The following is a 25,012-nucleotide window of genomic DNA, read 5'->3' as shown; positions in this document are numbered from 1 at the left end:
GCGCCTTGAACACCGCGACGGGATGCACCTGCGAAGTCAGGCCCCGTCGCGGCAGCAAAGGAGGAGCAGACCGGCAGACATGCGGACCATGCTAACACTGCGTCGTCTGCCGCTTTTCGGGCTTCTGGCGTCGGCGTCGGGGGTGTGAGTCGCAGCGATGAGACCATGCGGCTCCTGACGGGACGAGGCTGAACGCGGTGCTCAGCTTCGGCGGATCGACAGCCGGTATTCGCCCAGCTGCACGACGTCGCCGGAGCGGAGTTCCGCTGGGACTCCAGGCTCAACCGCGAGGGCGCCGTGCGCATTCCCGCCGGGGAAGAGGGCGACGCCGTTGGTGGAGTTGAGGTCGTCGACGTACAGGCGGTCGCCGTCTGCCCAGAACCTGGCGTGGGTCTTCGACATGGTCTGGGTGATGTCGGGGACCGCGGAGACGGAGGCGTCTGGAAAGCGTTCCTGCGAGGGGTTGCGCCCGATCACCACCGGACCGTAGATGGGGAGGCTGACGCCGTCGGAGAGCACGATCACCCACTCTGGGAGCGGCTGCTCGGCATGCGCGCCCGGCTCCTGCAGGCTCGACTGTCGGGCGTCGAGCTCCGGGGTGGTCGAAGGCCCCTGGAACGGCGCTGCGGGCTGCGCACGATCGACCGGGGCGAACGGCGGCGCGAGCGGCGGCTCGAGCGGCGGCTCGAGCGGTGCGCTGGTGACCTTCGCTGCTGCGCCGAACTGCGGGGCGGCGGGAGGGAGCCCCTGCGCGGCCGGCTGCAGGCTCTGCGCGGCCGGCTGCAGGCTCTGCGCGGCTGGCTGGAGGCCCTGCGCGGCTGGCTGGAGGCTCTGCGCGGCTGGCTGTGGCGTGAGCCTGGGCCGTGGGGCGGGCAGCGGCGGCAGCGGATAGTCGTCGTCGAGCTCGGCGCGGAGCCAGTCGTCGGGCGATCCTTCCGGCGAGCTTCCGCGCGCTGATTGCTCCGACCGAGCTGCCCGGTCGCGCTCGTCTGCCGTTTCAGACATGCTCGCCCCCTGGCCGATCATTCCCGGCGGTACCTCGATGAACCCCGAACGTTCCACGTCGCCATGATACGGCTCGCTGGCGGCGGCGGAACGCAAATCGTCCTCGGAGGCGGCGCCAGAAGCCGACGGACCTGCGCGCCTCGGCGACGGACGCATCCGCATCCGCCCAGAGCAGCGCGAGCTGCTCTTCCGTCGGCAGCTCGTCGCCGAAGACGGCCAGGTCGCTCCGGTCGGCGATGGAGGCGAGCGATGGATGCACTGCCGCGGCCGTCTGCGCGCGGGTGCGTCGTGGCGGCACTGCGTAGCCGAGCTCCGCGTATCGGTCGATGCTGTCGCTCCATGCCCCGGCTGCCCGGAGGTCCGGGGTCCCTTCGTGCTGTCGTCTTCGGCGTCGCCGCCGTTTGAGGAGCCCGATCACGAGCAGCGGCACGAAGAACAGCGCGAGCGGAACCGCGAGCGATACGCCGAGCGTGAGGATCCAGCCGGGGAGGGTCTCCTCGTCGTCCGGCTCTTCCTCCTGACGGCGCTCGTCGGCACTCGTCAGCAGCTCGTCTGGCTTCTCCTGGGTCTGCGGTGGCTGACGCACCTGGGCCTTGGGCTTCGACTGGGGGTCGGTCGTCGTGTTGACGGGCACGTCGGTCCGCTCCGGTGTGGGGTCGAAGGCGACCCATCCGAAGCGCTCAAATGGCACCTCGACCCAGGCGGTGACGTCGGAGCCGCGCACCTCGGTCGTGCCGTCGCTCGTGACCTCTGGCGCGTAGCCCATGACGACGCGGGCCGGGAAGCCGAGCTGGCGGGCCATGATTGCCATGGCGGACGCGTACTGCTCCTCGTCGCCGACGAGGTAGCGGAGTTCGAAGAGCTCCTGCATGCGGTCGAGTCCGTGCCCGGCACGGGAGGGCACGGTGTCGCTGGCGGTGCCGTGGCTGAAGTACCCCTCGGCCATGAGCGCGTTCTCGATGGCCTTCAGCTGCAGGTAGGGCGACGTCTCGCCCGCGACGTAGCTCTGCAGGCGCTCGACGAGCGCGGCTGGGGCGGCGGGCATGTCCGGGTAGGCGAGGTCGACGACGTCCGCGTTGTCGAGCTGCCCTTCGATCGGAAGGTCCTGCACGAGCGCGGCGATCTCGTAGGTGTCGCCTTCCCGGAGTCCCGAGGTGAGGAGGCCTCCGCTGGCGCGGGCGTTGAAGCGGAAGTCCCCGCGGCGCTCTGGCAGGCTGCCGCCGGTGAGGTTCACGTCGGTCGGGACCCCGACGCTTGGCAGCCAGATGTCGGAGTAGTCGCGGATGGTGACGTCGAGGTGGCGTTGGGAGGATGCGGTCACGAAGGGGTTGCTCGGCACGACTCGTCCCGAGAGGGTGTAGCTGCCGGCTGCTTCGAGGGACTGCTGGGGGTCGGCGATCTGCCAGGACTTGCCCGAGTAGCTCTCGAGGGTCGCGAGGCGGATGCGGTCGCCGCCCTGGAGGCCGGTCGCGTCGAAGAGCACGGCGTCTGGGTTCAGCTTGGAGTACTCGCGGAAGCCGGCGAGCGGGCTCGTGTGCGAGAGGGGGTCGAACGGCGGTGTGATCTGCTCGCGTGCGACGACCCGCTGGTCGGCGACGGTCGCGGAGGCGACGAAGCCACCGGCGGTCGTGAGCAGGGCGGCGACGAGGACGAGCACGCCGGTGCCGAGCGCGCGGGCACGGAAGAGCGCTCGCCTGGCGTCCTTCGAGGCGACGTTGCCGAAGCCGCGGCGCCAGCTGAGCCAGACGAGGGCGACGGCGGCGAAGATCCCGCCGCGCAGCACACCGGCGACGCTGTCGTCTGTCCCGATGAAGATCGCGCTGGCGAGGACGGCGAGGGGGCCGAGGAGCGCGACGGTCGGCGGCCAGACCGCGTGAGGGCGTGCGGGTGCGACCCAGAGGAGCAGCATCATCGACACGAGGGAGCAGGCGGCGGCGACGAAGTAGGGAAGCGCCGCGAGATGGCCGGGTTCGAGGAGCGGGGTCGAGAGGGTCACGGCGTCGCGCCACGCGAACACGGGGGCGCGGGCGAGGTCGGCGAGCGCCGCGAGGGTGGGCAGCACGCCGCCGAGGTCGGACTGGGGCAGCGCGAACGCGGTTCCGAAGAGGAAGTAGCTGGCGATCGCCACGAGGACCGTGTTGACGCGGGTGAGGCCCAGGCGGGCCCCGATGAGGGCGGGGCCGATGCCGACGAGCAGTCCGCCGGCGACGGCGAGCAGGAACCAGCCGCTGCCGTAGGCGGGCGCGAACCCGAGGGATGCGAGCGTCGTGAGCGCCGCGATGACACCCGCGTCGACGAGGGAACGCGCCCCCATCAGGGACGTGGCCTCCGTTTCCCGGGGCGCCCGGGTGGCTCGGTCGCGCCGGGGCGAGGGCAGCTCCCGCTGTCCGCCGCCTGTCTGGCCCTGGGTCGCCGCGGTCACGTGCGCACCCGCGTCTCGCGCACGAGCCGCGGCAGGTCGTCGAGGTCAGGCACCGTGCACACGACGGTCTCGCGGAGGCGCGTGCGGCTGGCTGGGTGTCCGATCGCGCAGCGGAAGACGACGAGCGTCACGTCGGCGGCGAAGACGGACTGCAGCTGCCCGAGCTGCGCGTCGGTCGTGGCGCTGCCGCAGACGAGGAAGACGATGCTGGCCTGGGGAAGCCGTCGGACGCTGAGGGCGACGAAGTCGCGCAGCGATGGGGCTGCGGTCGCGTGGGGCTGCAGCCTGCTGGTGCCGTCGAGCATCGATGAGACGGCGCGCGTCGGCAGCCGCCCGCTCTGGGTCATGGCGCTGAGGGCGACCCCTGAGCGGATGAGTTCCTGCGCGAGGGAGGCGAGCACCTCGACGCCGAGCTCGAACTCCTCCTCGGACGCGTAGGCGGACGTCTCGAGTGTCTGGAGCACGTTGGCCTGCGAGCGACGGGTCTCCTGGAACTGCCGGACCATGAGCAGGCCGGTCCGCGCGCTCGTGCGCCAGTGGATGTTCCTCCGGTCGTCGCCGGGCTCGTAGGGGCGGAGGGCGTGGAAGGCGAGGTCGTCGTCGGTGATGCGCTCGCCGGTGACACCTTCGAGGTCGCGGAGGAGGCCCGCCACCTGGGCGGTGATGCGCACGGTCCTGGGGTGCACGAACAGCTCGAGCACGCCCGTCCATCTCGTGGCCCGCTCGAGCAGGCCGATGGGGTCGCCCCGCAGCGAGCGGGCTGGCCCGGCTTCGATGACGGCGCGGCGCGTCGTGGGCACGGCGAAGAGGTCCTCGTGCGTCTCGTCCGGGGCCAGCTGGGGCACGCTGAACTCGGCGGTCGCGTGACCGACGGGGAGGGCGAGGCGGGTCGGGAGGACGCGGCGCTCGCCGAGGTTGGTGACCTGCAGCCGGCCGAGCGCGCGGTCGCCGACGCGAACGCGCCGCGGCTCGAGGTCGACCTGCACGCCGAAGCTCTCGCGTCCGATGGTGAAGGGCACCGCGGCGGCGAACACGCCGACGAGCACTCCCCCGATTCCGATGAGCTCGAGCCAGCCGAACACCGTCCCGGCGGCGAGCAGCAGGACTCCGGAGACGAGCACGATCCAGCCGAGCGGCGTGACGCACCTGATGGCGTCGCCGATCGTGAGCCGGTCGCGGTCCGCGATGTCGGCGTCGGTGGATTCGTGCGCGTCGGTCACTGCGCGGCTCGGTGCTGGGGTGGGTCGACCTCGAGGAGGCACCGGTCGATGACCTGGTCTGGCGTGGTGCCCGAGAACTCGGCTTCCGGGTCGAGGATGAGCCGGTGTGCGAGCACGGGGTGCGCGAGGGTGCGCACATCGTCGGGGATGACGTAGCGGCGGCCGTGCGCGAGGGCCCAGGCCTTCACTGCGCGGGCGAGCGCGAGGGCGCCGCGGACGGAGACGCCGACGAGCACGTCTCGGTCGGCGCGCGTGGCGGTGACGATCTCCGAGATGTAGGCCATGATCGACTCGTCGACGTGCACGTCGGCGGCGAGCTGCTGCATGACGACGACGTTCTCGGCGTGGAGGATGGCGGGCACGCTGTCGGCGCGCTGCCGGTTTCCCGCATCCATGAGGAGTCGCACGGTGCTCTCGTGGTCGGGGTAGCCGAGGGAGGTCTTCATGAGGAAGCGGTCGAGCTGCGCTTCCGGCAGCTTGTAGGTTCCCGCCTGCTCGACGGGGTTCTGGGTCGCGATGACGAGGAACGGCGACGGCACGGGATGCGGCGTTCCGTCGACGGTGACCCGCCCCTCCTCCATGACCTCCAGCAGCGCGGACTGCGTCTTCGGCGAGGCGCGGTTGATCTCGTCGGCGAGCACGATGGAGGCGAAGATGGGGCCGGGGTGGAACTCGAAGTCGCGCTTCACCTGATCGAAGATCGTGACGCCGGTGACGTCGGAGGGCAGCAGGTCCGGCGTGAACTGCACGCGGCTGTTGGTGCCGTCGATCGTCTTGGCGAGGGCCTTCGCGAGCACCGTCTTGCCGGTGCCTGGCACGTCCTCGAGGAGGAGGTGCCCCTGGCTGAAGAGGGTGGTGAGGGTGAGCTCGACGACGTGCCGCTTGCCGACGACCGCCTGCTCGATGTTGGCGGTCAGTCGCTCGAACGCGTCCTGGAACCAGGCGGCCTGCTCTTCGGTCACGGTCATAGGGGCTCCTCCTGCTGGCGACGCCGCTGCGCGCCGGTTCTGGTCATTGTCTGCTCGGCCACCGACATTCGGGCTACCACTTCTCGAGGGGAGAGCTCTTGCTGTCCGCTACGACCGCGCCGTTCAGAATGATCTCCACCCAGTAGCCACCGAGGCTGCCCTTGCAATCGGGGATGCCGATGCCCCCTGCGGCGTTCAGGCCTGTTCCGCTCACATTCGTCTGCTGACCGACCAACTTGTCGTTGCCCACCTTGCCGTTGCTGTAGCACTTGACCGTGTACGAATTGGCCGTCGAGAAGTCCTCGCCCTTGACGACGAAGCTCTTGACGTCGTCGGGTTGCCCCGCGACAGCATCACCGCCCGTGACACTGATCTTGTAGAGCGGCGTGTAGTGGAGCGCCCCGTCAACGTACTCCGCCGACGACGCGGCCCCGGCTGCGTTCTTGGCGGTGACGATCACGCGAACGGGCGTGGACCCGTACTTCGGCACGGTGATGCCGGTGATGTCCAGACTCAGCTGCGTCGGCGGGACGCTGACGATGTAGGGAGCCGCCGCACCGACCTGGACGCTCACGTCGTAGCCGGTGAGCCCGCCCCCGTCACTGCTCGGCTCGGACCACTCGGCCTTCAGCTTGCCGGTCGTCTCACCGGGTGCGGTCTGACCGTCAGGGACGCTCACCGACTGGGGCGCCGTCGGCAGGTTGATCGGCTTGTCGGTTCCAGAGGGCTCTGAGGGGTTTCCGACGCCGAGCGCGTTCGTCGCACGCACCGTGGCCGAGTACTGGACGCCGACTTTGAGGCCGTCCTCACCCGTGAACGTGACGCTGAACACCGACCCATCGACGTTGCGCACGATGGGGCTGTTTCCCCCGGTGAGCGTCACCTCGTATCCGGTGATCTCGGAACCGTTGGAGATGGCGCTCGACCAGCCCACGACGAGCGTGCCGAGCGCGCTGCCCTTCTCGAGCGTCACCGAGGTGGGGATGCCTGGCACGTCCTGCACCTCGACGGTGGCCAGGCCGGTCGTCTCGCGGAGGGGGTCGCCGGTCTGGTCGCCGATGCGGTAGCTGACCGTGACGGTGCCGATGAAGTTCGTGGCCGGGACGATCCGCAGCTGCCCGTCCACGATTGACACGGCAGCCTTCTCGGCGCCGCCAGACACGTCGCTCGCGGAGATGAGCTTGAGTGGCGATTCGGGGAACGGGTTGAAGTCGTTGGCGGTGACGTTCATGGTGACGGGCTCGTTGCGTCGGGCCAGCTGCTCGTCCGGCACCGCCCGCGGCAGCGGCTTCGAGGTCGAGACGACCGTGACGGTGACGGTGCCCGTCTGCACGAACTCGCGGAACGTGTACGTGACCGTGTACTTCGCGACCGTCCCGACCTTCGCGGCGACGCCGGCCCCGACCTTGACGGTGCTTCCGTCGAGGGACGCCGTGAGGTCTCCCGATCCGCCCGTGAGCTTCGAGAACTGCACCTGCGGCACGACGTCCTTGTTGGGGTGCCCCGTCGCGGTGCTCAGGTCGAAGCTCTGCTCTGCGCCCTGCTCGATGGTGAGCTGCGGGGCGACGAACGTCGGTGCGACGTCGAAGAAGTCGGGGTCGCCGACGGCGATCGGCACCCGGATGGTCGCGATGCCTGCGTTCGGGTCGTTGTCGCCGTCCGCATCCGACACCTGGAACGTGATGGATGCGGGCCCGCGGAAGCCCGGCTTCGGCGTGAACCTGAGCTCGGTCTCGCTCTGCACGATGGCGCTGCCGTCTGCCTGCTCGGCCCAGGCCTCTTCCGGGTTGATGATCGCGACGCGGTTGCCGGAGGGCGCCCGGACGAGGTCGTTGACGTTCCACGAGATCGACTCGCCGACTTTCACCTTCTGCGCGGGGAGGTCGGGGATGAGGAACGGCGACTGCCGCTTCGACTCCTCGGTGATGAGCGCTGGGACCATGAGGAAGCCCGCCGCGGTGAGGCCCGTGTCCTCCGCAGTCAGCCGGTAGACGATGATCTGCCTGACGTCGCTGAGCGTCACCGTCACGCGTCCGTCCTCTTCGACCTGCGCCGCCCCGGCCCCGGCACCCACGAGGTCGACGGCGAGCTCGCTCACCCGCCCGCCTGGGTTCGCGGCGCCGTCGCGCACGTTGACGCTCAGCGTCTCCGCACCAGCGAAGTCGTCGAGGCGGACGACGTGGTCGGTCGCGGTCGGCGGGAGCGTCGGCGCATCCGCGCTGATCGTGACGTGGATGAACGCGGCGTCCTGACCTCCCTGGCCGTTGGTGATCGTGTAGGGCACGGAGACGAACTCGCCGTCGCTCGGGACCGTGACGATGACGGAGTCGCCGTCGACCTCGGCGTCGAGGCTCGCGTCGACCCCGACGAGGTCGGGCACGAGCTCGAGCGGGTAGCCGTTCGGGTCCGAGTCGTTCTGCAGCGCGGGGACCGCGATGCGCGAGCCGGGCTTGGCGCGCACGTTGTCATCGACGGCGACGGGAGGCGCGGTCGCGGCGGCGCGGGCGACGACGCCCACCTTGATGGTGCCTTCCGCGCGCTGACCGTAGCCGTCGACGACCTCGTAGCGCAGCACGTCCGTTCCGGAGGCGCCCGCGAAGGCCTCGTAGACGAAGGAGGTCTGCGTGATCTCCCGCACCGAGCCGAGCTTGGGGACGTCGACGAGCTGCGTGAGCTCGACGGAGTCTCCGTCCGGGTCGATGCCGTTCAAGGGCACCTCGATGCGCACGCTGGCGCCCTCGAAGACCCTGGCGGTGTCGGTGCCCGGCTCCGGCGGCCGGTTGTTCGACTCGTCGGGAGCCGTCACCTGGAAGGTGAGGTTCGCCCCGGCCTGCTCGCCGTGCTCGTCGACGACGGTGTACCCGAGCGAGTAGGTGCCCGGCTCGCTCGGCGCCTGGAGGCGGACGTCGTCGCCGGAGACGAAGGTGTAGCCGTCGCCGACCTGCACGTTGTTGAGCTCCGGCGCGAGCGACATCTGCGCCTCGTCCGGGTGCGAGTCGTTCTCGAGCACGGAGACGCTCGTGTAGTCGCCGGCGCGAACCCGCCTGGTGTCGTCGACGGCGACGGGAGGCTCGTGCGTCACGGCCGGCTCGACCGGGACGACGACGATGTAGCCGACGGACGTCGCCGTGCCGTCGGTGATCGTGTACGGCAGCTCGATGGCCTGCTGGATGGCCGCCTGCGAGGAGAGGCGGACGATCGTGTTGTCGATGAGCTCGACGGCGAGCCCCGCGATGCGCGCCTCATCCGTCGTCTCGACGCTCTGCACGGAGAGCACGCCAGTGCCCGTGGATACGTCGTTGCCCAGCACGTCGACAGCGTTCGACTGGCCGGGACGCAGGTAGGCGAGGTCGCGGACAGCGGTCACCTGCGCAGGCTCCGCCGCGGGTTCCTCGACGTCGAAGCGGATGATCCCGACCGAGGTGGCGGCGCCAGCCGTGACGGTGTACTGCACGTAGGCGGTCATCGCGGTCTCGGAGGTGAAGGTCACCGTGCCGAGGTCGGGGTTGAAGCCGGCCCCTCCGGTCGCCGTGCCGAGCTCCGCGATCTCCACCAGACCGAGGGCCTGCCCGTTGGGTGAGAGGTCGTTGACGAGTGGCTGCGCGGTGACGGTCTCGCCGACCACGCCGCTCGCGTAGTCGGGCGTCCCGATCGGGCCGAGCGTGCCTGGCGCCTCGACCCGGATGCGCAGCTCGCCGGCTGCCTGCGAGGAGCCGTCGGAGACGAGATAGGGCACAACCCGCTCCCCCAGCTCCGCACTGGCGGCCGTGAACGTGATGCGTCCGTCTGGCGTGAAGCCGATGGCGTCGCCGACGGGTGCCGTGGCCCCCTGCAGGAAGATGGGGTCGCCGTCCGGGTCGATCCAGTCGGGGATGACGTTGTAGGAGATCTTCTGGCCGGCCTCGACGGCGACCGTGCTGGTCCTGTTCGTCGTGGGGGCCTGGTTCTCGGCGTCAGCGGGCTGGATCCGGATCGTGAGCCGCGCCTCAGCGACGCCGCCCTGCCTGCCGTCGGTCGCCGTGTAGGTGAGCGTCTGCTCGCCGGAGGCCCCGTCGGCGGCTCGGAACTGGAGGGCTCGCCCGTCGTCGATGAGGCGCAGCTCGCCGAAGGACTCCGGCACGTCCCCCGCGAGTCCGGTGATCGTGAGGATGTCGCCGTCGACATCCGAGTCGTTGTCGAGCACCGTCAGGTACCCCGTGGATCCGGCGCGCACGCCGAAGACGTCGTCCACCAGGTCGGGAGGCGTGTTCACCTCGCCCCGCTCGGCGAGTGTCGCCTCGAACGACTCCTCGGTCGCCTCGTTCTCCCCCTCGACGCCGTCGGCATCCTCGGGCGGCACGAGCTCGTTCCAGTTCTCGACGAGCCGCATGTTCTCCTGCGGCAGCCACACCTGGCCCGTCGCGACGTCGTTGAGCGCGACGACGTTGCGGTTGACCCGGAAGAGGATCTCGCCGAGCGGTGGCGTCGACATCGACTGGACCCGCGGCTCGCCGTCACCGCACGCGACCATCGTCGCGGCGGCCTGCGCCCACGCCGCGTGCGTGCATCCGCCGACCACCGCGGGACGCGCGGTGCCATCCGGCGTGGCCAGGGAGCCGTCGATGCCGGCGGACACGCTGACCGGGTCGCCGCCGTCCAGGGGCACCCGAAGGGCTCCGTCGACGGTCGCGAACACGACCTCGGGGGCCGCCGCGCCAGGCAGCTGCACGCGGAGGGCCGTCTCGGGGACCGGCCTGGCCTCACCGTCGACCAGCAGCGAGCCAGCCTCGCGGTCGAAGACCACCGGCTGCTCCCCGACAGCGGTCAGCTCGTACGCGCCGGGGGAACCCGCGAGGGGTTCCCAGCTCTGCTCGGCCCCGAGGCCCTCCATGCGCAGGATCTGCTGCTTCTCGGGCGAGACTGCCAGCACGGTGCCGAGCGGCGTGACGACGACCTGCGCGTCCGGGCCGAGCTCCGCGACCGGCTCCGCGGTCGCCGCGTCGAAGGCGAGCGGCTGCGCGGCGTCGATGAGCCACAGCCTGCCGGTGGCCGGGCCGAGGAGCGCGATCACGCCGCCCCCATACGAGCTGCGACTGCCGGCCGGCGTCAGGATGCTCTCCCGCAGGTCGGTGAGCGCCGGGTCGACCCGTCCGAGGGAGCCGCTCGTCTGGTCGTGCAGGAATACGGTGTCGCCGTCCTGCAGGATGCCCACGTCCGCGGTGACGAGGCTCACGCTCGCGTCGAGCTCCTGGATCTGCGCGTTCAGGCGCCCCGCCCGCAGTTCCTGGCTGTTCGAGACCCAGACGTCGCTGCTCTCCACCTCGATCTCGGCGGCCGCGAACCCCTCGTGGAGGAGCGCGAACAGCAGGGGTGTTCCCACGAGGAGGGCGAGGACGAGCGTCATCGCGAGCTGGCGGCGTCCCCTCGGCCTCGGCGCTGTTCGGCGCATGCTTCCCCACCCCCAGCAGAGCTCCTCAGCGCCTCACGCAAGGCGCACGGACATCATTGTGCACGAGGAGCGGACGCGGGCGCGACCGAGAGTGCTCCCCTTCGTCCTCCTGAAGGAGGAGAGGCTCCCCCGGACGACTGTGGCGGTTCCCCCCGTTCTCAGCGGCGGTCGAGGATGTCGAGGTCCTCCGGAGTCACGAGACGCGTCGAGATGGCGTACTCGACGAGGCGCGCGCGGCGGTTGGACGCGAGCTTGCTTCGCCCGCCCCGCAGTCCCGAGACGCCGAACTTGTCGAGCTTGTCGCACACGTTGTCGAGCTTGCGGTTGAAGGTCGGGAGCGTCCACCCGAGGCGAGCGGCCGCATCCGCCGAGCTCGGGATGACGCCGCGCCCCGGAACGGAGTTGCGCAGCACGTCCTCCGCCAGCGCGAGGATCAGCTCGCGCTGCGTCTCCGTGAGGTGGATGACGGCCTGCGTCGTGTTGCCGGACGGGGACATGTTGACGTGGGACGTGTTGTAGAAATCCGACGCCGAGTGGATGGCGAAGTCGTACGTCGTCGAACCGGCCGTGAACATGACCTGCATGTGCTGGAAGACGACGGGCAGCTTCGCGCCGGGCGACAGCCAGGACTGCACCTGGCCAGAGTCATCGGTGACCGTGGCCGAGAGCACCGAGCCCACGTTGGAGAGCCACCACATGCCGAACTCGGCCTGGAGCACGAGGAACTGCCGGTGCAGGTACGGGTTCTCGTCGATGACGAGGTCCGCGTCGCGGCCGATCGTGAACGGCGTCGCCGGGTCCAGCTCGTACCATTCCCCCACGAACTCGACGCGCAGCGGTCCGAGTGGCGGCACCTCGCTGACGACTCGCTCGTCGCTGTCGGAGATCTCGACGGCCTCTTCCGGGATCTCGCTCGCGTCGACCGCAGAGGTGTACTTGCTTTCACTCATGGGTCCATCATGGCGGATCAGCGCGCTCATTGCGGATAGCAGACATCGAGCGGTTCCGGACTGACCTTCCCGCCGCGCCTCACCTCGACCTCGATGCAGGACTGGGCGCCTTCCGGCACTCCCGGGATCACAACCCATGTCTCACTTGTCGTCGCGCCGTCCTTGCCGTTCTCTCCGGCGGTCCAGTAGTAGACGTCGCCGGGCTGGGGGTCGGGGTTCGACCACGAGAAGGTGACGGCTCCGTCCGGGCTGCGAACGGCGACGGGGGCCACGAGCACGGGAGGGAAGCCACCCGCGTCGATCGACACGGGTGTGGCGGTGGCGCGGCCGATCTGCTCGTCCCCTGGCGTGAGCATCCACGCGATGGCGGCGGCAACGCCGATGACGACGACGAGGCCGCCCGCGATGAGACCGACGAGGGTGTTCCGCGACGGCCTGCGTCTGGATGCCGCCGCGTTGGCCTCGCTGACGCCCGCCAGCTCGGCGGCCATCGTCGCCTCGCCCCTCGCATCACCGAGCTGCTGGCTTCCGGATGCGCCCCCGAACGAGGGCGCGATCGGCGTTGGACCAGCGGAAGCATGGCCAGGTGTCGTGATGCGGCGGGCTGTCGTCGGGCCGGAGTCATCGCTCGCCTGCGCGCCCGCGTGCTCGACGCCCCGGGGCTTCCGGCCGGTCCGTGGGCCGCTGGCGGTCTCGTAACGGGCCGCGAACCCACCAGGCGACTGCTGCGCTGCGACCCGGACGACCGCGCGTGCGGAGGTCAGCTCGGCCTTGCTCGCGCGGGCCCCTTCGTGGACCTGCGCGTTGACCAGCGAGACGGGCCGCAGGCTCGTCGCATCCGCATCCCCACCCCCGGTCGCGATGGGAGCGGAGATCGTCATGTTGGGCACGTCGATCGCGGTCGGCGCGTAGTTCAGCTCGAGTTCGACCCGCTGCAGCGCGTACGCGAACTCGACCGCGCTCTGGTAGCGGTGGGCGGGGTTGCGGGCCATCGCCTTGTGGAGCACGCTCACGAGCGACCGGGGGACGTCACCGCGGTCGATGGGTGAGATGGATCCGCGCTCGATGCGGGAGATGAGGTCGAGCGTCGAGTTCTTCTGCCCGGGGCGTTCGAAGGGGGTGTGCCCTGCGACCAGCGAGTAGACGGTCGCGCCGAGCGAGAAGACCTCGCTGCGCACGTCGGGCTTCGGCTCGTCCTCGAACATCTCCGGCGGGGACCATGGCACCGACAGTCCGCCTCCCCCTGCCGGGGCGGACTCGACGAGGTCGCCGGCGTCTGCGAGCTCATCGTCGACGGCGGAGGAGATGCCGAAGTCGGTGAGCGCCGGCCAGCCGAAGTCGTTCGTGAGGATGTTCGCGGGTTTCACGTCGCGGTGCAGGATGCCGACCGCGTGTGCGGTCGCGACGGCGCTCGAGATGCGCACCCCCGTTCGCAGCACTTCCTCGACGGGGATCCGCTCACGCTTGTAGCGTTCGGAGAGGCTGAGGCCCGACGCGAACTCCATCACGAAGTAGGGGCGACCGTCGCCCGCGACGTCGGCCTGGAAGATCGTGACGATGTAGGGGTGCGACGACATCTGCGCCATGAGGTTGGCCTCGCCGATGAAGGCCTGCCTGCTCGTCTCGCCGAGGTCGTCGCCGCCCAGCAGCACCTTGACGGCGACGAGCCTTCGTGGGAACTGCTGCTCGTAGAGGAAGACGTCGGAGAAGCCGCCGGAACCTAAGTGCTTTCGGTAGAGGTAGCCGGGAATCTCGGGCGGCTCCGCTGGCGTCCGTCGCTGCCCGGCCACCGTCAGTGGCTCGCCGTCATGGACAGGTTGCGCACGGTCAGGAAGATGCCGCTGCCGAGGTCGATGACCGTGTTCGGCATGACCGCCGTCGGCTCACCGGCTCGCAGCCGCTGCGGGCCACGGCCCGGCATGACGACGTCCGTGCCGTTGCGCGAGTGCAGGTCGGTGACGACGATGACGCCACCCTCGACGCTCATCAGCACGTGGTTGCGGGAGATGTCGGTCGCGCCCGTGAGCTTGACGTGGTGGGGCTCGACGCCCCCGGTCTGCTCCGCCCCCATGCTCGGGGCCCTGCCGAGCACCAGCGGACCCGCGAGCGCGACCGTGCCGCCGGTGGACAGCTCGACGACGTAGGCGGGTGCGTTCGTCGGGGTGGGATGCGCGGCTGCAGGCGCGGGCGCGACCGGCGGGGCGGAGGGTGCTGGCGCGGCGAGCGGGGCGGGCCCGACCTGCGGCGCGGGCGGAGGGGTCGGCGGGGCGAACGTCGGGCCCGCGCTCTCCGGGTGCGTCTCGAACGACAGCGCCTGCGCGAGCACCGTCTCACCGAGTTCGCCGAGCCCGACCTGGCTGGCACGGTCGCGCCTGAGGTCCTGGATCGATCCCCCGGCGACCGTGAGGCCGTCGTGCTCCCCGCTGTCGGGGCGGTCGGGGCGGTCGGAGCGGTCGAGGTGTTCCGGGCGGCCGAGGCGGCCCGCCGAGGCGACGTGCTGGGGTGGGACCGACCCGAGCTGAGTCGCCGCCGGGTCGGCGTGGTCCTGGGGTTCCTGGCGCGCGGCTCGGCGCGCGGATGCCGCCTGGCGGATGCGGCTCGCTTCGTCGCTCAGGATCGTGCGGCCGTCGTGCTCGCCGATGAGGTCGGCCTGCGCTTCCGTGTCGAGGATCGGCACTGGGAACGTCTGCGCGTCACGATTCGAGGGGTCCGCGTCCTCGTTCGTCTCGGGCCCCGCCTCACCTTCGGCTGCCGCCTCACCTTCGGCAGCAGGCTCGGCTTCGGCAGCAGGCGTGCCGAGCGCGGCCGATTCGTCGCGGGACGGCGCGTCCTCCTCGGGTGGCAGCTCGAGAATCGTCGCCTCGGGGAACGCCTCGCCGGGATTCGCCTCCGCGGTGTGCGGGCGTGGGGCCCCTTCGAGCTGCGCCTCGAGCGCCAGCGAGTGCGGCTGCACTGCCTCCCCGGGGCCGACGGCGCCGTCGAGGTCGGGGTCGGCGGTCGTCTCCACGGACTGGAGGCTCGGAGCCGATGTCTCGGCGACTTCGTCGTCGTGGTCCGCGAACAGCAGCTGGATCGGCACCTCGTCGAGTCCGTGCCCGTCGTCTTCGACGGTGACCTCGACGCCGCGCGCGGCCGGCAGCACGGCCTCGACCCAGGTGAGCGCCTCCCGCGCGCTGATGACGGCCGGCCGCATCCCGACCCGTGGTGCGTTGGGCAGCTCGACAACACGCAGCGGTCCCCGCGCGAGGACCCGGAGGCCGTTGCCGTCGCGGATCAGGTACACGAACGGGGCGACCTCGCTGAGCGGGCCGCTGCCGAGCATGGCCCCGAGCACACTGTCGTACGAGAGGGCGCCGTCGGTGAACGCCAGGCGGGCCGCGTCGACGGCTCCCGGGGCCGCGGCGTCTTCTGCCGCGTCGAGGCCCGGATCCGCGCGCTGCGAGGATGCGAGCGGACGCGGGAGCAGCAGCGCGTGGCGGCGCTGACGAAAGATGACGGGAGCGTGTGCCGTGACCTCGTGGGGTGCCTCGGTCATCGTTACCTCGGCGTCGTGTCTTCGAAGCTGTCGTCGGCCGGCGGGGCCGCGATCGGCCCCGTCGTCACGGTGGGCGCAGCGGACGCCTGGTCGGCGTTCGCGTATTCGGAGTCGATGACGACGACGCTGACGTTGTCGCGTCCGCCGACCTCGACCGCCGTCTGCACGAGCGTCTCGGCGAGCGTCAGCTCGGGCTCCGGGTCGGAGTGGTACTCGAGCATGACCTGCGAGATCTGCTCGTCGCTGAGCTCCTTCGTGAGCCCATCCGAGCAGACGAGGAACACCTGATGTCCGTGCACCGGCATGAGCCAGATGTCGGCCTCCACGTCGCTCTCGGAGCCGACGGCGCGGGTGATGACGTTGCGGTCGGGGTGGATGAGCGCGTCTGCGGCTGAGATGAGCCCCATGGCGACCATCTCCTGCACGGCCGAGTGGTCGACGGTGACCTGCACGAGCGCGCGGCCGTTCCAGCCGTACACGCGCGAGTCGCCGACGTTGAAGATCATCCAGTGCAGCAGCTCTGCGCCGAGGTCGGCAAGGTCGACGAGGGCGATGCCGGAGAGCGTCGTGCCCGCGACCGCACCTGGGCCGTCTGCCTCGGTCACGAGGTCCTGGACCGCACGGTTCGCGCGGTCGATGGTGCGCAGCACGCGGTCCGGCGTCGCGGGCTCCTCGACCTGGAACTCCTCGTCGAAGGTCGCGACCACGGTCTGGCTCGCGCGGTCGCCGTACGCGTGACCGCCCATGCCGTCGGCGACGAAGAAGACGGGCATGCGCGCGAGCACGGAGTCCTCGTTGACCTGGCGCACACTTCCGACGTCGCTGGCGGCACTCACGCGCAGCGCGACGGCTTCCTCCGCGCGCGCGTACGACGAAGCCAGTTCAGTATTCACAAATAGCACCTCTGGAACTCTGCCCGGGTGGCCTGCCCCGAAGGCACACCTTGTACGCGTAGATCGCGCGTGCATCCATTGTGGCATTGCGGCGGCCCTGCTGCGAGACCCGCCGCGACGCCATCCCGGCCTCACGCCTCTCCGACGACGCTGCCTGCCGAGTCGAGGCTGAGCCGTCTGGTCACCTCGAGCCTCCCGAGGAACCGCTCGTCGTGGCTCACGACGATGAGCGCTCCCCGATAGTCGCCGAGTGCGGTGACGAGTTGCGCGGTCGATTCCCGGTCGAGGTTGTTGGTCGGCTCGTCCAGCAGCAGGAGCTGGGCGGAGGGGGTCGCGAGCAGGAGCCGAACGAGCGAGACACGGAAGCGCTCGCCGCCGGAGAGCGAGGCCACGGGCCGTTCGACGACAGCTCCCCGCAGCAGGAACCGGGCGAGCTGCGCTCTGAGCTCCTGCACGGAGGTCTCCGGCGCCGCCCGCTGCACGTTGTCGAGCACGCTCGCCTCGTCGTCCAGACCGTCGAGGCGCTGGCGCAGGTAGCCGACACGGGTGGTGGATGCTGTGACCCACGCTCCCCCGCGCGTGCTGATGCGGGCAGTCCCCTCGGCGCCGCCCGCATCCGCCGAGGTGGCGATCGCGTCGAGGAGCGTCGTCTTGCCCGACCCGTTCGGACCGGTGAGGGCGATGCGCTCCGGCCCCATGATCACGATCGGCCGCAGCTCGTCTGCCGCGTCCGGCACCTCGAGGGTCGCGAGCCGACGCGAGGACGCGACGTCGGGGTCCGGCAGCTGGACGCGGATGCTCGCGTCGTCCCTCACGCGCTCCTCCGCCCGGTCCACGGCGGCACGAGCATCCGCGAGGCGCGCCTCGTGCTCACCTCGGAGCTTTCCCGCGGACACCTGGGCGCGCGCCTTCTGCCCGTTCATGAGGATCTTCGGTGCCCGCTTGTTGGCTTGCGCCTTCCTCCCGGCTCGGAGGCTGCCGGCGATCTTCGCCTCGGCCTCCCGACGGTCCCGCTGCTCGGATCGGAGCGTGCCCTCGGCCGATCGGAGGGCCTGAGCGGCCGCCGTCCGCTCGCGTTCGAGCTGCTCGAGGTAGGTGCTGTATCCGCCGCCGGTGAGGCTGATGTCCCCTCGCCGGAGCTCGGCGATCTGGTCCACGTGCTCGAGCAGCTCCTCGTCGTGGCTGGCGATGACGAGCGTGCCACGCCACGTTTCGACAAGCGCGGTGAGCCTGTCGCGTGCCTCCCGATCGAGGTTGTTGCTGGGCTCATCGAGCAGCACGATGGGCGCACCGCCCAGGCGAAGGCCGGCCACGGCCACGAGCATGGCCTCACCGCCGGACAGGCCACCGACGGTGCGCGTCAGCATCGCTTCGTCGAGGCCGAGTCCTCGCAGCTCGGCCTCGGCGCGCACCTCGATGTCCCAGTCGTCCCCGAGCACGTCATACGCGGCCGTGTCGATGGAACCGCCCTCGATGGCGCGCAGGGCCGCGATCTTCTCGTCGACTCCCAGGAGGGCAGTGACCGGGAGGGCCGTGTCGAGCGTCAGCTGCTGCGGCAGGTAGGCGACATCCGCGTCCGCCCGGATCGTGCCACCCGTCGGAGCGAGCTGGCCCGCCAGGAGACGCAGGAGGGTCGACTTGCCGCTGCCGTTGCGGCCGACGAGGCCGGTCCTCCCCGGTGGGAAGGCACCAGTGAGCGAGTCGAGTGCCCGCGTCCCGTCCGGCCAGCTCAGGCTGAGGCGCTCGAAGGCGAGCGGGGTGATGGTGTGAGGTGTCGACGTAGACACGATGCTCCCTGGTGGTTCAGTGCGCGCACTGACACCGGAAGCCTCAGAAGGTGGGTTCGACGGTCGTCAGCGCACAGTGTGCGTTGCGGGGGCGTCGAGAATCCTCACCGGCCTGCCAATCTGTCGGGAACAGGAACCATCCCAACGTATCCCCGAGCCGGGTGTCCGTCAACCGGGCCCGGGTGCTGGAACCTTCGCCGCGCATGCAGAAAGCCCGGTTCGAGATGTCTCGAACCGGGCTTTCGTTGGTGATCCCAGCGGGATTCGAACCCGCGCTGCCGCCGTGAGAGGGCGGTGTCCTAGGCCGCTAAACGATGGGACCGTTTTGGCAACTCGGATATTCTGGCACACGGCGCGAAGACAATGCAAGTCGGGTTTCGGGTACGGCGCGTCGCGCGTCGTTCCGCGGGTCCTGTGCGGCCGACCAGACGCGGGTTGCTAGCGTTGTCGCATCGTCGCGCGTCCCACGGAGGCCGCATCTCATTAAGGGGAAACATGCGCCTCACCAAGCTCGAGCACGCCGCGCTTTCGATCGAGAAGAGCGGGTCGCGGCTCTTCATAGATCCGGGCAAGTTCACGACCCCGATCACCGAGGCGGCGGGCACGGTCGCCATCGTCATCACGCACGAGCATGACGACCACTGGACCCCGGAGCAGCTGACCCGCATCCTCGCCAGGAACCCGAAGACCCCGATCTTCACGACGCCCTCCGCGGCCGAGAAGATCATCGCCGCGGATCTTCCGGACATCGGTGAGGTCATCGACGTCTCGGCCGGCGAGTCGGTGCTGGTCGGCGGTTTCGATCTCGCGTTCTTCGGCGGCGAGCACGCCGTCATCCACAGCTCGATCCCCCGCATCGAGAACGTCGGCGTGCTCGTCGAGCACGGGGCGCTCTACTACGGGGGCGACGCCTACAGCGCGCCGGAGGGCGTCGACATCGACGTGCTGGCCGTGTGCGCGAACGCACCCTGGATGCGCATCGCCGAGTCGATGGACTACATCGAGCGGGTGCGCCCCAAGCGAGTGCTGCCCGTGCACGAGATGCTGCTCGCCAAGGTCGGGAAGACGCTGGCGACGACCCGGCTCCGCGAGTCGGCGGAGCGCGCTGGCGCCCTGCTCGTCGACCTCCAGCCGTTCGAGACGCTCGAACTCGACTGACGGCGGCCGCCCCGCTCGGGACGGGCTCTCGCGAGCTCATCCTCAGCGGGGCGGGCGAGTCTGCTCAGTGGTCGCGGAGCATTCCGATGAGCTCGTCCTTGCGCTTGTCCGAGTAGCCCGTGAGGTCCAGCTCCTTCGCGCGCTTCCTGAGGTCCGCGACGGTCCAGTCCTCGTACGATCCGGATTCGCCGCCCTTCTTCCCGACCTCACCCCGCCCCTTCTTGGCGGCGGCATTCGAGATGCGGGCGGCTTTCTCCTTCGAATTGCCCTCGTCGCGCAGCTTCTCGTAGAGCTCCTGGTCCTTCAGGCTCGGCTGGTCGTCGGCGTCCGAGTTCTTGGGCATGGTCCGCTCCTCTCGCTTCGATCCGGGTGGGATTATCCGGGTGGGATTGCCTGTGCGGCGTCCGTCGACGTCAGAGGTTCTTGCCGCCCGTGACGGCGATGATCGCTCCGGTCGTGTAGGTGGCGTCGTCGGACGCCAGGTAGACGTAGGCGCCAGCCAGCTCGGCTGGCTGACCGGCCCGCCCCAGTGGCGTGTCCTGGCCGAAGCTCGCGAGCTTCTCCTCGTCCCAGCCAGTCGCCGGGATGAGGGGCGTCCAGATGGGGCCAGGGGCGACGGCGTTGACGCGGACGCCCTTCGGACCGAACTCCTTCGCCATCGACTCGGTGAGCGACACGAGGGCCGCCTTCGTCATGGCGTAGTCGAACAGGCCATCGCTGGGCTCGTAGCCCTGCACCGACGACGAGAAGATGACGGATGCGCCGGGCGGCAGGTGCTCTTCCGCGGCTCGAAGCGTGTAGATGGGCGCCTCGAGGTTCGTCTCGATGACGCGACGGATCTCCTCCGTCGGCGTCTCGCCGATGCTCGTCCGGTCGCGCTGGTAGGCGGCGTTGAGGACAAGCAGGTCGATGCCTCCGAAGGCGGCGACGGTCGCGTGCACGATCTCGGAGCAGTACTGCTCGTTCCGGAGGTCCCCGGGTAGGAGGAGCCCGGTCTCGCCGGCCTCGTTGATGAGGCGCGCGGTCTCCTGCGCGTCCGCCTCCTCCTCGGGCAGGTACGAGATGGCGACCTTCGCGCCCTCTCGTGCGTAGGCGAGGGCGACGGCGCGGCCGATGCCGGAGTCGCCACCGGTGATGAGGGCGCGGCGGCCCTTGAGGCGCCCGTGGCCCGTGTAGCTGCTCTCCCCGTGATCGGGGGCTGGCGTGGTCTCGGTGGTGAGGCCTGGCTGCTGCTGCTCCTGGCCGGGGAAGCCGGAGTCGCTGAAACGGTTTCTGGGGTCGGTGAGAGCGGTCATCGTTCGCCTCCGTCTGATCGGTGGTTCGTGGTGATCCTGGGTCTGGCATCGACGCGGCGGTTCGCGGCGCGATGTACCGACGACGCTAGGGATCGAACGTTGACGTTCCCTGATCAGCAGGTGCGTGCGCGCTCAGTGCGCCGCGCATCCGCGCAGCGTCGCGATCGTCAGCGGATGGAGCAGCGGCGGGGCCCGGTGGCGGGCGTCACCGGGTGCGTCGCGCGCTGAACGCGACCAGGGCAGCGCATCCGCTCGCCACGACGGCGACGGTCACGAGCAGGGAGGTCAGGCCGAACGTCGGCGCGAGCGCGGAGAGAATGGCTGGGAGGGCGAAGCCGATGTAGGTGAGCGCGTAGTACAGGCCGGTGAGGCCCGCCAGGTTGCGGGCGCCCGCCATGGCCTGCACCTCCACGAGGCCGGTGAGCATGCAGATGCCGTACGCCCCGCCGAGGAGCACGCCGGCCGCACACGCGAGCAGCGGGGACTGGACGGCGACGTTGGCGGCGACGATGAGCGCCCCGACAGCGAGGAGCCCGAGGCCGACCGAGCCGGAGGCACCCCCGACGCGCGCGGCGATGCGCGGCACGCTGGGCTGGATGAGGAACCCGACCGTGAGCGTGACGAGCGTGAGGAGGGCGGCGAAGGCGATCTCCAGGCCCCCGAGCCGCTCGACGACGATGGCCGGCGAGACGGCGAACGCGAGCGCGGGAGCCGCGAAGACCCACGGCGCCATCGGCAGGATGACCGTGAGGAAGCGGCGGCGGTGCTCGGGGGCGATGGCCACGTCGACGATCGGCCGGGGCTGTCGCTTCTCGCCCGGTCGAAGCGATCGCGGGCCGGCGGTCTCGGTGCCGCGGGCGAGCGCGATGGCGGCGATGGCCGTGAGCGCGAGCTGCACGACGTACGGGGTCACGGTCGGCCAGGGCGCCCACTGCGCGACGAGGCCGGCGACGACGGCGCCGAGGAGGAACCCTCCGGTGATGGTGAGCGAGGCACGCCTCGCAGCGACGGCGGGTGGCACGGTGCCGCTCGAGAGCTCGCGGATCCAGGTCGTGCCGACGACCATCGCGAAGGCCACCGAGACGCCGGACAGCAGGCGCCCGAGCATCATCGCGGTCGGGCTCGCGCTGCCGAGCGCGAGCACAAGAGCGGCGACGACGCTCAGCGCAACCGAGGCGATCATGACCGGCTTGCGACCGAAGCGGTCGGAGAGGGAGCCTGCGATGAGGAAACCGGGGATGAGTCCCAGGATGTACGCGCCGAAGAAGAGGTCGACCTGCAGCGCCGAATAGCCCTCGACCTTGCGGTAGAGGAGCAGGAGCGGCGTGAACTGGTTGCCGCCCCAGGCCATCATGAGGACGGCGGGGGCCGCGGCGATCCAGGCCCGCTCGCGTCGTGGCGCGGGCGACGGGGACGCGGCGCTCACCCCTTGAGCACCTTCATCGTGAAGTGCGAGGTGACGCGGTGGACGCCGGGGAGCCGCCAGATCTTCTCGCGCAGCAGCTTCTCGAAGCTCTCGAGATCGGCCACCTCGACGCGGATCGCGTAGTCGGGCGAGCCGAACATGCGGCGCGCCTCGGTCACCTCGGTGAGCTCGACGGCCTGCGACTCGAACGCCTCCACCGTCGAGTGCGCCTGGCTCGTGAGGTCGACGTCGATGAGCACCTTGAAGGCCCGTCCCACCCTGTCCGGGTTGACCTCGGCGTGATAGCCGAGCAGCACGCCGTCTTCCTCCAGGCGCCGCACGCGGCGCAGGCAGGGCGCGGGAGTCAGCCCGACGCGCTGCGCGAGTTCGGCGTTCGTGAGTCGGGCGTTCGCTTGCAGTTCTCGCAGGATTGCGCGATCGATGGTGTCCACACCTGATTATTGCCGAATCTGACACCGCGAGGCTCCAATTCGCTCTCGGCGTGCGCGCCCGACGTGCCAAGATCTCCGCATGACCACCGCAGACGCCGGAGCACGCGACGCTTCCCCTCCTGGGCCCGCAAGGGCGAGGCCCGGGAATGCGGATGCCGTGGGCACGCGCGCGGGCACGGGCATGGCCGCGGGAGCGGGAACGGGATCAGGAGCGGGAACGGATGCGCGCGCCAACGCGGCCGCGAACCGGGCCACGAGCCTGACCCCAAGCTTGGAGGTCCCATCGACCCGCGGTGCGCGCATCAGGGCGGGGCTGCGCGACTCGGTCGCGGCGGGCCTCGGCGTGGTGCCGCTCGGTGTGGCCTTCGGGGTGCTGGTGATGCAGGCTGGGCTGCCCTGGTGGGTCGCGCCGTCACTGTCGGTGCTCGTCTACGCGGGGTCGATCGAGCTCCTGCTCGTGGGCCTCATCGCTGCTGGAACACCGATCGCGACCATGGCGCTCACGACCTTCTTCGTCAACTTCCGGCACGTGTTCTACGCGTTCTCGTTCCCGCTGCATCTGGTGCGCGGACGCCTCGCCCGTCTCTACTCGATCTGGGCGATGACCGACGAGGCCTACGCGATCGTGACGCCCATTCCGTCGGCGCAGCGCTCGGCGACTCGACTCCTCACCCTGCAGCTCGCACTCCAGACCTACTGGGTCGGCGGGGGCCTGGCCGGCGTGGCGCTCGCGAGCATCCTCCCGGGCGAGATCAAGGGCCTCGAGTTCTCGCTGTGCGCGCTCTTCACGGTCCTGGCTCTCGACGCGATCCGCTCCCGCGAGGACGTGCCCTCGCTGCTCATCGCGGGCTTGAGCGTCTCGCTCGGGTTGCTCTTCGTGCCGGGCGCTCCGCTCTTCGCGGCGCTCATCCTCTTCGCCGTGGCGCTCGCGGTCCGCGCTCTCGTGGCCGCGCGGCGCGACCGGGGCGAGGTGCAGGTGAGCGATGTTTGACGTGTGGTGGTTCGTCGGGGCGCTCGCCGTCTGCGGCGGCATCACGTTCGCACTGCGCGCGGTGCCGTTCGCGGCCCTCAAGCCGTTGCGCGACTCGAAGACCGTGCAGCGGCTTGCCGTGTGGATGCCCGCCGGGATCCTCGCGATCCTCGCCGTCGTCACCTTCAGCGACTTCGCCGTCGAGCCACGCACATCCCTGTGGGCGGCGATCGCGCTCGCTGTGACGATCGGCGTGCACCTCGGGTTCGGACGCAGGACACTGCTCAGCGTCGGGCTCGGGACGGCGACGTTCGTCGTGCTCGTGAACGTCTTCTAGCCGATCACCCGCGCGGCCGGCACTCCCGCTCGCGCCCCCTGGGTTATCTCGACCGTCGATTCACCGCCGTCCCTGATGCGCTGCGGCGCTGTGCGCTCGCGGAGCCGCCCGACTCGCGGCCGCCAGAATCGCGGCCGCCAGACTCGCGGCCATCCGGCTCGCGGCCGCCCGGCTCGCGGCCGCCCGGCTCGCGGCCGTCATACCGGGCTGCCGTCGCGCGTGGATGCCATCTCTCTCTTCTCGCAGCCTTCTCACCTGGCAGCGCTGTGGCGTCGTCGCAGCCAGCTGAAGGTGACGACCGAGATGGTCGCGTATCCGGCGAAGAAGAGCAGCATGCCGAGGTCGTCCATCTCGAATTGGACGCTGTCGCCGCCGAGCACGAGGCGGTTCATGGTGAGCCACCCGAGGTGGGCGCCGATGCTCGTCCAGACGGTGGCGGATGCGGTGGCGTCGCGCGCGCAGATCAGGAGGTATCCGAAGGCGGTCAGCATTGCGTAGTAGACGATGGGGTCCTCACCTGCTGGGGCCAGGAGGATCTGGTCGCCCGCCCCGCGAGCTGCCGCGAGGGCCCCTTGGAGCGTGAGGGCCAAGACCGGGACGACGAGGAATGTCGCGATGTTGAGGAGGGTCGCTGCGGCGGGCGGGAAGGCATCGCGGAGGTTCGTGAGCGCGTAGCCGCGGATCGCGAGCTCCTCCGGGATGGCTTCGAGGAGGAGCGCGACGACCGTGTTCGCCCCGAGGAACCCGCGGAGCCGCACAGGGTCGAGGGCGATAAGGCTGATGACGCCGGTGACGTCGAGCGCCAGGAGCATGGCGACGCCGGCAGCGACGAGGGTGCCGAGCCCGAGGGCGAACCCCGAGGCGTCGGCCCGGAGGCCCGTGAGCCCGATGCCAGTCAGGGATCGGCGGTCCCACCGGCGCCGCAGGAGCAGGACGGCACCGACGACGACGAGCGTGACGCAGCACGCCACGAGCACGCGGGACCCGAAGCCGCTCGCGGCGGTCGCATCGACGCCGAAGAGCAGCGCCGAGACCTCGGTGGAGAGCACGAGCCCGGTGGCCATGACGGCGGCAGCCACCAGGGCTCGCGCGATCGCGGCCCCTCGGCCGAGCGTCGCAACTCGCCGTTTCCCGCGCTCTTCGCCTGCCATGCCGCCTCCCCCAGCTTGCGGCCAGTGTATTGGTCG

18 protein-coding genes and 1 tRNA gene are annotated in these 25,012 nt (G+C 70.6%); 3 read left to right on the top strand and 16 right to left on the bottom strand.

Annotated features, from left to right (window positions below; translation table 11 throughout):
• Window positions 1–201 precede the first annotated feature (201 nt).
• The 11 genes from F8O03_RS15090 to F8O03_RS15040 form a co-directional block, all read right to left on the bottom strand.
• Window positions 202–1,005, bottom strand: a complete 804-nt coding sequence (locus F8O03_RS15090) for an FHA domain-containing protein (protein WP_167516606.1) — start codon at window positions 1,003–1,005, stop codon at window positions 202–204.
• Complete coding sequence (locus tag F8O03_RS15085) at window positions 998–3,319, bottom strand: transglutaminase-like domain-containing protein (RefSeq protein WP_151424590.1); 2,322 nt, start codon at window positions 3,317–3,319, stop codon at window positions 998–1,000. Before F8O03_RS15085 ends, F8O03_RS15090 begins: the two co-directional genes overlap by 8 nt.
• A 104-nt stretch (window positions 3,320–3,423) precedes the next feature.
• Complete coding sequence (locus F8O03_RS15080) at window positions 3,424–4,647, bottom strand: DUF58 domain-containing protein (RefSeq protein WP_151424589.1); 1,224 nt, start codon at window positions 4,645–4,647, stop codon at window positions 3,424–3,426.
• A complete protein-coding gene (locus F8O03_RS15075) occupies window positions 4,644–5,615 on the bottom strand; it encodes an AAA family ATPase (RefSeq protein ID WP_151424588.1) in 972 nt (323 codons plus the stop codon). The genes F8O03_RS15080 and F8O03_RS15075 overlap by 4 nt, the downstream gene beginning before the upstream one ends.
• Window positions 5,616–5,688: 73 nt before the next feature.
• Window positions 5,689–11,043, bottom strand: a complete 5,355-nt coding sequence (locus F8O03_RS15070) for an Ig-like domain-containing protein (protein WP_151424587.1) — start codon at window positions 11,041–11,043, stop codon at window positions 5,689–5,691.
• A gap of 158 nt (window positions 11,044–11,201) precedes the next feature.
• Complete coding sequence (locus tag F8O03_RS15065) at window positions 11,202–11,993, bottom strand: FHA domain-containing protein (protein WP_244296313.1); 792 nt, start codon at window positions 11,991–11,993, stop codon at window positions 11,202–11,204.
• Window positions 11,994–12,019: 26 nt separating this feature from the next.
• Window positions 12,020–13,783, bottom strand: coding sequence for a serine/threonine-protein kinase (locus F8O03_RS15060; protein ID WP_167516605.1), 1,764 nt, complete (start codon window positions 13,781–13,783; stop codon window positions 12,020–12,022).
• Between the two features lie 2 nt (window positions 13,784–13,785).
• Window positions 13,786–15,528, bottom strand: coding sequence for an FHA domain-containing protein (locus F8O03_RS18290; RefSeq protein WP_244296312.1), 1,743 nt, complete (start codon window positions 15,526–15,528; stop codon window positions 13,786–13,788).
• A gap of 2 nt (window positions 15,529–15,530) precedes the next feature.
• On the bottom strand, window positions 15,531–16,421 hold the full coding sequence (locus tag F8O03_RS15050) for a PP2C family protein-serine/threonine phosphatase (protein WP_244296311.1): 891 nt from the start codon (window positions 16,419–16,421) through the stop codon (window positions 15,531–15,533).
• 131 nt (window positions 16,422–16,552) lie between these two features.
• Window positions 16,553–18,208, bottom strand: coding sequence for an ABC-F family ATP-binding cassette domain-containing protein (locus tag F8O03_RS15045; RefSeq protein ID WP_151424585.1), 1,656 nt, complete (start codon window positions 18,206–18,208; stop codon window positions 16,553–16,555).
• 246 nt (window positions 18,209–18,454) lie between these two features.
• Window positions 18,455–18,530: transfer RNA gene (locus tag F8O03_RS15040), tRNA-Glu, on the bottom strand.
• 173 nt (window positions 18,531–18,703) lie between these two features.
• Here F8O03_RS15040 and F8O03_RS15035 point away from each other — a divergent pair.
• Entirely contained in the window at window positions 18,704–19,366 is a 663-nt protein-coding gene (locus F8O03_RS15035; RefSeq protein WP_151424584.1) for an MBL fold metallo-hydrolase, read from the top strand.
• 64 nt (window positions 19,367–19,430) lie between these two features.
• On the opposite strand, the gene F8O03_RS15030 is transcribed toward F8O03_RS15035, so the two are convergent.
• From F8O03_RS15030 to F8O03_RS15015, 4 genes are all read right to left on the bottom strand, one after another.
• Window positions 19,431–19,709, bottom strand: coding sequence for a DUF7218 family protein (locus F8O03_RS15030; RefSeq protein WP_151424583.1), 279 nt, complete (start codon window positions 19,707–19,709; stop codon window positions 19,431–19,433).
• Between the two features lie 70 nt (window positions 19,710–19,779).
• Window positions 19,780–20,661 (bottom strand): SDR family oxidoreductase, encoded by an 882-nt coding sequence (locus tag F8O03_RS15025; protein ID WP_104311249.1) that lies wholly within the window; start codon window positions 20,659–20,661, stop codon window positions 19,780–19,782.
• A gap of 205 nt (window positions 20,662–20,866) precedes the next feature.
• A complete protein-coding gene (locus tag F8O03_RS15020; RefSeq protein WP_151424582.1) occupies window positions 20,867–22,087 on the bottom strand; it encodes an MFS transporter in 1,221 nt (406 codons plus the stop codon).
• On the bottom strand, window positions 22,084–22,518 hold the full coding sequence (locus F8O03_RS15015) for an Lrp/AsnC family transcriptional regulator (RefSeq protein WP_104252441.1): 435 nt from the start codon (window positions 22,516–22,518) through the stop codon (window positions 22,084–22,086). The genes F8O03_RS15020 and F8O03_RS15015 overlap by 4 nt, the downstream gene beginning before the upstream one ends.
• Before the next feature lie 79 nt (window positions 22,519–22,597).
• Between F8O03_RS15015 and F8O03_RS15010 the strand changes: the two genes are divergently transcribed.
• Both F8O03_RS15010 and F8O03_RS15005 read left to right on the top strand, forming a co-directional pair.
• Window positions 22,598–23,509 (top strand): AzlC family ABC transporter permease, encoded by a 912-nt coding sequence (locus F8O03_RS15010; RefSeq protein ID WP_208851879.1) that lies wholly within the window; start codon window positions 22,598–22,600, stop codon window positions 23,507–23,509.
• Window positions 23,502–23,825 carry a branched-chain amino acid transporter permease gene (locus tag F8O03_RS15005; RefSeq protein WP_151424581.1) on the top strand — a complete coding sequence of 108 codons (324 nt, stop codon included), beginning with the start codon at window positions 23,502–23,504 and terminating at the stop codon, window positions 23,823–23,825. Before F8O03_RS15010 ends, F8O03_RS15005 begins: the two co-directional genes overlap by 8 nt.
• A gap of 251 nt (window positions 23,826–24,076) precedes the next feature.
• On the opposite strand, the gene F8O03_RS15000 is transcribed toward F8O03_RS15005, so the two are convergent.
• Window positions 24,077–24,976 carry a CPBP family glutamic-type intramembrane protease gene (locus F8O03_RS15000; protein ID WP_151424580.1) on the bottom strand — a complete coding sequence of 300 codons (900 nt, stop codon included), beginning with the start codon at window positions 24,974–24,976 and terminating at the stop codon, window positions 24,077–24,079.
• Window positions 24,977–25,012: the final 36 nt, after the last annotated feature.

The organism is Pseudoclavibacter terrae, assembly GCF_008831075.1.
GTDB classification, from domain to species: Bacteria; Actinomycetota; Actinomycetes; order Actinomycetales; family Microbacteriaceae; genus Pseudoclavibacter; species Pseudoclavibacter terrae.
Note: the sequence above shows the minus strand (reverse complement) of the source record. Positions and strands in the feature narration are given on the sequence as shown.

Excerpts from the sequence above, each read along its gene's own strand:
- F8O03_RS15090 (WP_167516606.1), bottom strand. The coding sequence starts at position 1,005 with ATGTCTGAAACGGCAGACGAGCGCGACCGGGCAGCTCGGTCGGAGCAA.
- F8O03_RS15085 (WP_151424590.1), bottom strand. The coding sequence starts at position 3,319 with ATGGGGGCGCGTTCCCTCGTCGACGCGGGTGTCATCGCGGCGCTCACG.
- F8O03_RS15075 (WP_151424588.1), bottom strand. The coding sequence starts at position 5,615 with ATGACCGTGACCGAAGAGCAGGCCGCCTGGTTCCAGGACGCGTTCGAG.
- F8O03_RS15070 (WP_151424587.1), bottom strand. The coding sequence starts at position 11,043 with ATGCGCCGAACAGCGCCGAGGCCGAGGGGACGCCGCCAGCTCGCGATG.
- F8O03_RS15065 (WP_244296313.1), bottom strand. The coding sequence starts at position 11,993 with ATGAGTGAAAGCAAGTACACCTCTGCGGTCGACGCGAGCGAGATCCCG.
- F8O03_RS18290 (WP_244296312.1), bottom strand. The coding sequence starts at position 15,528 with ATGACCGAGGCACCCCACGAGGTCACGGCACACGCTCCCGTCATCTTT.
- F8O03_RS15035 (WP_151424584.1), top strand. The coding sequence starts at position 18,704 with ATGCGCCTCACCAAGCTCGAGCACGCCGCGCTTTCGATCGAGAAGAGC.
- F8O03_RS15030 (WP_151424583.1), bottom strand. The coding sequence starts at position 19,709 with ATGCCCAAGAACTCGGACGCCGACGACCAGCCGAGCCTGAAGGACCAG.
- F8O03_RS15025 (WP_104311249.1), bottom strand. The coding sequence starts at position 20,661 with ATGACCGCTCTCACCGACCCCAGAAACCGTTTCAGCGACTCCGGCTTC.
- F8O03_RS15010 (WP_208851879.1), top strand. The coding sequence starts at position 22,598 with ATGACCACCGCAGACGCCGGAGCACGCGACGCTTCCCCTCCTGGGCCC.
- F8O03_RS15005 (WP_151424581.1), top strand. The coding sequence starts at position 23,502 with ATGTTTGACGTGTGGTGGTTCGTCGGGGCGCTCGCCGTCTGCGGCGGC.
- F8O03_RS15000 (WP_151424580.1), bottom strand. The coding sequence starts at position 24,976 with ATGGCAGGCGAAGAGCGCGGGAAACGGCGAGTTGCGACGCTCGGCCGA.